Source organism: Anoxybacillus ayderensis (assembly GCF_000833605.1).
GTDB lineage: Bacteria > Bacillota > Bacilli > Bacillales > Anoxybacillaceae > Anoxybacillus > Anoxybacillus ayderensis.
On sequence record NZ_JXTG01000039.1, the window covers coordinates 1 to 6872 of the forward strand.

Annotated in this window: 7 protein-coding genes and 1 pseudogene; 4 read left to right on the forward strand and 4 right to left on the reverse strand. The window is 40.4% G+C overall.

The window, feature by feature from the left end:
* Together JV16_RS14600 and JV16_RS14605 are read right to left on the reverse strand one after the other, a co-directional pair.
* A partial coding sequence (locus JV16_RS14600; RefSeq protein ID WP_042536443.1) for a DUF4372 domain-containing protein occupies window positions 1-171 on the reverse strand: 171 nt, incomplete at its 3' end.
* Window positions 172-355: 184 nt separating this feature from the next.
* Window positions 356-1234 (reverse strand): annotated as a pseudogene (locus JV16_RS14605) (IS982 family transposase).
* A 798-nt stretch (window positions 1235-2032) separates the two neighbouring features.
* On the opposite strand from JV16_RS14605, the gene JV16_RS14615 reads away from it, so the two are divergent.
* The 4 genes from JV16_RS14615 to JV16_RS16075 all read left to right on the forward strand — a co-directional run bounded on the left by JV16_RS14615 (window position 2033) and on the right by JV16_RS16075 (window position 4699).
* Entirely contained in the window at window positions 2033-2794 is a 762-nt protein-coding gene (locus tag JV16_RS14615) for a MerR family transcriptional regulator (RefSeq protein ID WP_244463844.1), read from the forward strand.
* A gap of 91 nt (window positions 2795-2885) precedes the next feature.
* Window positions 2886-3932 carry an NAD(P)/FAD-dependent oxidoreductase gene (locus tag JV16_RS14620; protein WP_042536445.1) on the forward strand — a complete coding sequence of 349 codons (1047 nt, stop codon included), beginning with the start codon at window positions 2886-2888 and terminating at the stop codon, window positions 3930-3932.
* A 63-nt stretch (window positions 3933-3995) separates the two neighbouring features.
* On the forward strand, window positions 3996-4574 hold the full coding sequence (locus tag JV16_RS14625; RefSeq protein WP_244463845.1) for a DUF4163 domain-containing protein: 579 nt from the start codon (window positions 3996-3998) through the stop codon (window positions 4572-4574).
* Complete coding sequence (locus JV16_RS16075; RefSeq protein WP_244463847.1) at window positions 4571-4699, forward strand: RsiV family protein; 129 nt, start codon at window positions 4571-4573, stop codon at window positions 4697-4699. Before JV16_RS14625 ends, JV16_RS16075 begins: the two co-directional genes overlap by 4 nt.
* A 20-nt stretch (window positions 4700-4719) precedes the next feature.
* Here JV16_RS16075 and JV16_RS14630 read toward each other — a convergent pair whose 3' ends face one another.
* The gene (locus JV16_RS14630; protein ID WP_042536446.1) at window positions 4720-6339 is read right to left on the reverse strand and encodes a carbon starvation CstA family protein; all 1620 of its coding nucleotides are present in this window, start codon (window positions 6337-6339) and stop codon (window positions 4720-4722) included.
* A complete protein-coding gene (locus tag JV16_RS14635; protein WP_042536447.1) occupies window positions 6336-6851 on the reverse strand; it encodes a DUF8052 family protein in 516 nt (171 codons plus the stop codon). The genes JV16_RS14630 and JV16_RS14635 overlap by 4 nt, the downstream gene beginning before the upstream one ends.
* Window positions 6852-6872 lie beyond the last annotated feature (21 nt).

Sequence of the window (6872 nt, forward strand, 5' to 3'; positions counted from 1 at the left end):
ACTCTCGGTTTCATGGAGTTGGGCATACAAAAGCAGTTTCATAAATGAAGCCATATAAAGTTTCTTGGTATAGTGATTTAATTGATGTGTTTTCACTAGGTCATCAAATAATGGACGATTAATCGGTGAAAACCATTGTTCAAATGATGTTTTTCGTGTAAACTTATCCATGGTTTTGTCCTTTGTATTGGATTTGGATGGTTTACTACCACCCAACCATTATAAAGGATTTTTTTGTGTTTGGATTATATTTCAGAAAATTCGGTTTATTTAAAGGTGTTAAATTATTTTAATGCGACGCTAGTGTATATATATGTTTAAAATATAATCAAGTACCCGTGGTGCTAGTTGAGCGCTAGCGCTCAACTAGCCCAAGTGTGACAAGTGAATATGCCAACAAGATGCCATCTAGTGCTACTTCAAATCCCGCAATCGAATTCGCACGAATGTCTGTCATACGATACTGGTCAACGAGGACGGAGAACACCGTCTCTATCACTTTACGTTTTTGTTTGAGCCATTTCTCCCATGATTCCGATGGGCGGTGTTTCTGGTTTTTGCGAGATGGAGTCCAAAAAGCGATTTAGTACTCTTCATACAACTTTTTTTGCAATTCGCTACTGATGAATCCTTTGTCACCCAAGTTATAGAGGTGAGGAATTTGAGTCATGACGGTTTCAGCTGCGGTTCGATCGTGACAGGACGCCTCCGTTACCACGTATCCCATGGGTAGTCCTTGGTTGGTCACCTGAAGATGGAGCTTAAATCCGTAGTACCACTGCTTTTTCGATGCACAGAGCCCGATGTCCGCGATTCCTTGAAATCGTTTGACTCGGTACATTCTTGCGGTATGGCACAATTCGAGTGGCATGCTATCTACTACCGCATAGGCGTGGTGTTGTCCACGTTTGGCTAGCTCATGGCGAATCCATTTGATCGCAAAGCGCAGCGCTCGACAACGGCGATTGTATCGAGAACGTTCGAGAAAATGTCCATCCGTAAACAAGTTCCCAGTCACAAAGCGATGCCATGCACGTTCGGAAGAGAAGCCAAGCAGCTTTCCCAAAAGATGAATGGCAATGATCACTGCGTCTTCTTGTTTCACCAAATGACGATTGCGACGTTGAAGATAGAATTGAATTTGTGACAGCTGGGCAGAAACAAAAAAGAAAATGGCTGCATATTGTTTTTGAATCTTTGCTTGATCTGTAGTAAAATGAAAGCGCTCTTGCATGGGGATTCTCCTTTCGAATGTTGGATAGCACTTTCATTCTACAGGAGATCCACAAGCAAGGGCTATTTTTATGCTTACTCGATTTTATCTAGCACCACGGGTTAATATCATATTTTGCTCCAATTGATCCTACTCCTATAGAACCACTGATTGATATTGATTTCTTCGTAAATGGGATCTTGATATCGATACTTGATGAGTATTTATGGAGTGTAGCCTCTCCACCAATTGAAATCCCCTTTTTATTGGCTTTGGCATGCGCTTCAACTTCCCCAACAGATACTTTCGCTTCTCCACCTACATATTTGCTTTTTGCAGAGACACTAGCGCCTGGACCACTGCAGCTTGCTCCCCCTCCTACTCCCTAACCACTGGAGTATCCCTTACTTACAGAACAATTCGGTGTATGAATTGCAACACCCATAACACTGATCCTCCTTTAGATCAAAAAATAAATTATCGCCCATATTATACCACATAAATATAAAAATGGTGTATTTGGTAACCTAAAATTGAGCCACTTTTCAACGGTTCGATCACATAAATCTCCGTTTCCGACCTATAAGCTCGTCAAAGGCGATCCAGTGCTTCAAGCAGCCTTTGAAAAAGAACTCGAGTTTATAAAAAAACTAATCATGGAAGAAATCGTTCTTCTTCATGTCGATGAGACGCATGTTCGTGCCTATCTAAACATGGATTAGTCAAATAACACTCGCTTTTATGGCGAGATTTTTTTATTTTTTGCTTTACATTGACGTTACGTAAACGTTTATAGTGAAATTGTCAGGAGGTGATTGGGTGGAATATACGGTGCAACAGTTAGCGAAATTGGCGGGGGTGACGAGCCGAACGCTACGTTATTACGATGAAATCGGTCTTTTGAAGCCAGCGAGAGTGAATGCCTCGGGCTATCGCATATACGGAGCGAAAGAGGTCGACCAACTCCAGCAAATTTTGTTTTATCGCGAACTCGGGGTGGATTTAGAAACGATTAAGCAAATCATCATGTCCCCGTCATTTGACGACGTACAGGCGTTAAAGCAACATCGCGAAAAACTCTTGGCAGAACGGCGGCGGTTAGAAGCGTTAATCGCCAATGTCGAAAAAACGCTATTAGCGAAAGAAGGGAGAATCATCATGAGCGACAAAGAAAAATTTGAGGCGTTTAAACAGCAGCTCATTGACGAAAACGAACGGAACTATGGCAAAGAAATTCGGGAAAAATATGGGGAGGAACAGGTGAACAAAGCAAACGAAAAAGTAAAAAACATGACGCAAGCACAATACGAAGAAGTAACAAAGCTTGGCGAAGAAGTATTGCGCGTATTGCATGAAGCGTTTTTGACTGGCGACCCAGCGGGAGAGCTTGCCCAAAAAGCAGCCGATTTACATCGTCAATGGTTAGGGTACTTTTGGGACCATTATTCAAAAGAAGCACATGCAGGATTGGCACAAATGTATGTGGATGATGAACGATTTAAAGCATACTACGATCAGAAACAACCAGGAACGGCGGAATTTTTCCGTGAGGCGATTTTTATTTATACAGGTAAAAAATAGGCAGGCATCAGCCTGTCTTTTTACATTGTAAAAGTTTGAAAAAAGATGTATATTTAAATGAGAATGATAATCAAATTTAAGGGTGATAACGATGGAGCAACAATTGTATGACGTGACGATCATTGGCGGTGGACCAGCAGGGCTGTATGCGACGTTTTATAGTGGATTGCGAGAAATGAAAACGAAGTTGATTGAATATCAGTCGCAGTTAGGTGGAAAATTGCATGTGTATCCAGAAAAAATGATTTGGGATGTTGGCGGGCATGCTCCGATTACAGGAGAGAAATTACGCGAACAACTTGTTAAACAAGCGCTTACCTTTAATCCGACCGTTGTATTAAATGAAAAAGTTGAAACGATTCAGCGAAGAGAAGACGGCATATTCATTTTACAAACATCATCTGGTCAACGACATATATCGAAAACGATCATTATTGCGGTAGGAAGTGGCATATTAAAGCCGCAAAAACTTCAAATTGAAGGAGCAGAAAAGTTTGAGATTACAAATTTACACTATACGGTGAAATCGTTAAAACAATTTAAAGAGAAAACGGTGATTATTTCGGGTGGGGGGAATACAGCGATTGATTGGGCAAATGAACTCGTGCCAATTGCGAAAAAAGTATACGTCACTTATCGTAATGAATCGTTAAAAGGACATGAGGCGCAAGTGACGCAATTATTAAATAGTTCTGCCATTTGCTTTTTCCATACGTCCATTACAAAATTAGTTGCCAGCCCCAACCATGAAATGATTGAGCGAGTGGTATTGACAAATCATGAGACGGGCGATGTGTTTGAACTCGATGTAGATGATGTCATTATTAGCCATGGATATGAACGAGATGCCTCATTGCTTGCCAATAGTGAACTACCCATTCAAATGGTTGACGAATATTATATTGCGACAAATGCAAAAGGAGAATGTTCTGTTCCGGGGTTATATGCAGCTGGCGATATTTCAAAATATGATGGAAAGTTATATTTACTTACAGGTGCTTTCCAAGACGCAGCGAATGCGGTAAATAGTGCGAAACGTTTCATTGAACCCACTGCCGATCCGTATGCGATGGTATCTTCACATCACGAAGCGTTTAAGGAGCGAAATCGAGAGTTAGTGAAACAAATGTTAAAATAATAGTAATGCATAAATTCGTTTGTTTTAACGCAAACTTTCGGTAAAACAAACGAGGTGAACATCGTGTTCAAACAACGAAACATATGGATGATGGTGTTGATGTTATTTATATTGACAGCGTACAGCCACCCACTTCATGTGACAACGAAGCAAATAAAATATACAAATGAACTGATGGAAGTCGATTTGAACATTCCGATCGTATCCGGATCGATCAACCAATCTTTCCAGCGCCAAGTCAATCGTTTATTGCGTAAGGAGTCGCTTGATTTAAAGCGTGAAGTAGAAAAGCAAGCGCGAGAAAATATGGCAATAAGCAAAAAGGAAGGATTTCCATATCGATTGCATGCAGCAGTCAGCAATTATGAAGTGACGTACAATCAACATGGCATTTTAAGCATTCCTGTTACGTTATATGGCTATACAGGTGGGGCGCACGGAATGACAGTGAAAGTGCCAAACAATTTCGATTTCCATACAGGGAAATCGTTGTTACTAAGCGACTTATTTAAAAAAGGAACGAAATACAAACAAGTGATTATAGACGAAGTGATTGCTCAAATAAAAAAGAAAACGATTTATATTTTGACAACGCCATCGCTGTTGTGCAAAAGATGCCGAATGATCAACCTTATTATATGACGAAAGATGGTATTGTCGTTTATTATGGACTTTATGAAATAGCCCCATACGCCGCAGGCATTCGCGAATTTCTTATTCCATTTTCAACTTTGCGACCATATATGAAAACGAAGCTAGCGCAATAAAAGCGCTAGCTTCATTTCATTTATCGGTGGTAAGAAACGACTTCTTTTTTCGTTGTTTTCGTCATCGCTCCCCATCCTTCAATGGCTAAGAAAATGCATAAAACGAAAAGAATGAAAGCAGAGCCAGCTAATAGCCAATTTTGTTTTAATGCGTTTTGATACATCAACACACAAAGAGCAGCAATCGTTACAACGAGCATAAACACCATTGGGATGACAACATAAAACGATTTGGCGCCAATTTTCATGAGCCATGCGGAAACAGCTAGCAAAGCAAGCGCCCCGAGCATTTGATTCGCTGCCCCGAAAAGCGGCCAGACGGACTGCCATGTTCCTGATAATGCAAGCGCTCCAGCACCGATCAGACCAACTGTTGTTGCGACATGATTATTTTTAAATGCGTTTGTTCGCTCTTCACCAAGTTCTTGAATGGCGTAGCGCATTAACCGTGTTGCTGAATCTAATGTTGTTAATAAGAAAGCGGATGCTGTAAGTGCGGTAAATGTAACTGCTGTTGCTTCTGGGATGCCGACATGGGACATAAAATAACCAACACCAGCAGAAAATGTACCAATTGGCCCACCAAGTTCACTCATACGAGTCGCAAAGTCAGCTTGTGTTAAATACGCGACCGTTCCAACCGAAATGATTGCCAAAAAGCTTTCTAACAACATACCACCATAGGCGATAAATTTCCCATTTTTCTCATTATCAAGCTGTTTTGCGGTCGTTCCAGATGATACGAGCGAATGGAAGCCTGAAATAGCACCGCAAGCGATTGTAATGAACAAAATTGGAAACAAAAATCCGAGTTTTTCGTGATAAAAACCTGTAAACGCTGGAAACTGAATAGTCGGTGCAGCGATAATCATGCCGACAGCAGCCCCAGCAATCATGCCGTATAAAAGAAATGAGTTTAAATAATCGCGTGGTTGTAACAAAATCCAGACAGGTAATACCGATGCAGCGTATGCGTAACCTAGTAAAATAAGTGACCATGTTGTTGCGCTTAACGAAAGTGGATATTGAATGCCAACCCATACAGATAAGAGCATAGCGATAACCCCTAGCACGCTGGCTACAAATAAGTTCATTCGCATTTGATTAACAAAAAAGCCAAAAATAATCGCAATGCCGAGGAATAAAACAGATGCTGTAGCTGCTTGTGGAACAGCGACAAACGTATTTGCAACTAAAATAATAAATACACCAACAACGAGCATAAGTGTCGCGATAGAGAAAGTTAAAAATAATACTTGTCCGCGACTTCCCATATATTGTTTAATAATCGTCCCGATCGATTGTGCTTTATGGCGAATCGAAGCTTGCAATGATGTATAATCATGAACACCGCCAATAAAAATGCCTCCGATCATAATCCATAAAACAGCAGGAAACCAACCGAACACGGCAGCAGTGATGGGGCCTACAATTGGTCCCCCTCCAGCGATTGTAGCGAAATGATGTCCAAGTAAAACAGGTTTTTTTGCCGGCACGTAATCTATACCATCATACATTTCATACGCTGGTGTTTTGCGATTGCTATCAACTTTCAATTGTCTTTCGAGAAAGCGTCCATATGTAAAATAGGCAATGACTAAAATGACTCCGCAAACAAGTAACAACGTTAATAAGTTCAACGCACATCCTCCTCAAATGGTTTTTCGAAAACATGTGTAAACGACCGAGCTTTTCGGTGAGTAAATAATTGTTTTGAGTCTAAAGCGATGATCGCAATATAACACTCGAGCCAACCGTGTAATCCGAAACGAATAAATTGTAGCTTGCGAAATCGTTTCACCTCCTTTATTGCTTCATCACATGCATTTGGTGCGACAATTGCCCCGATGAAAACGGTAGACATATGATCTTGATGGTTGGATATGTAGTTCGGCACATGATTGATAAATGTTTGAGAGAATTGTGTGATGTCTTCTTTTGTCACGATATTTTCTTTTTGCCACACAAAAATAAATTGCTCATTTTCAACAGCCCAAATTTTCGACTTTTTTGTCATAAAATATTTCTCATCACGTCGGTGATAATGAGCATAAAAAGGTAAAGACAATGTGCCGAGCTTTTCATCCCGATAAACGTTGAAATAAGGTGTAAGAATTGTTGTTAGGTTATGGATATATTTGTTTATATTCATCACAGCCACCTTTTAAAATTT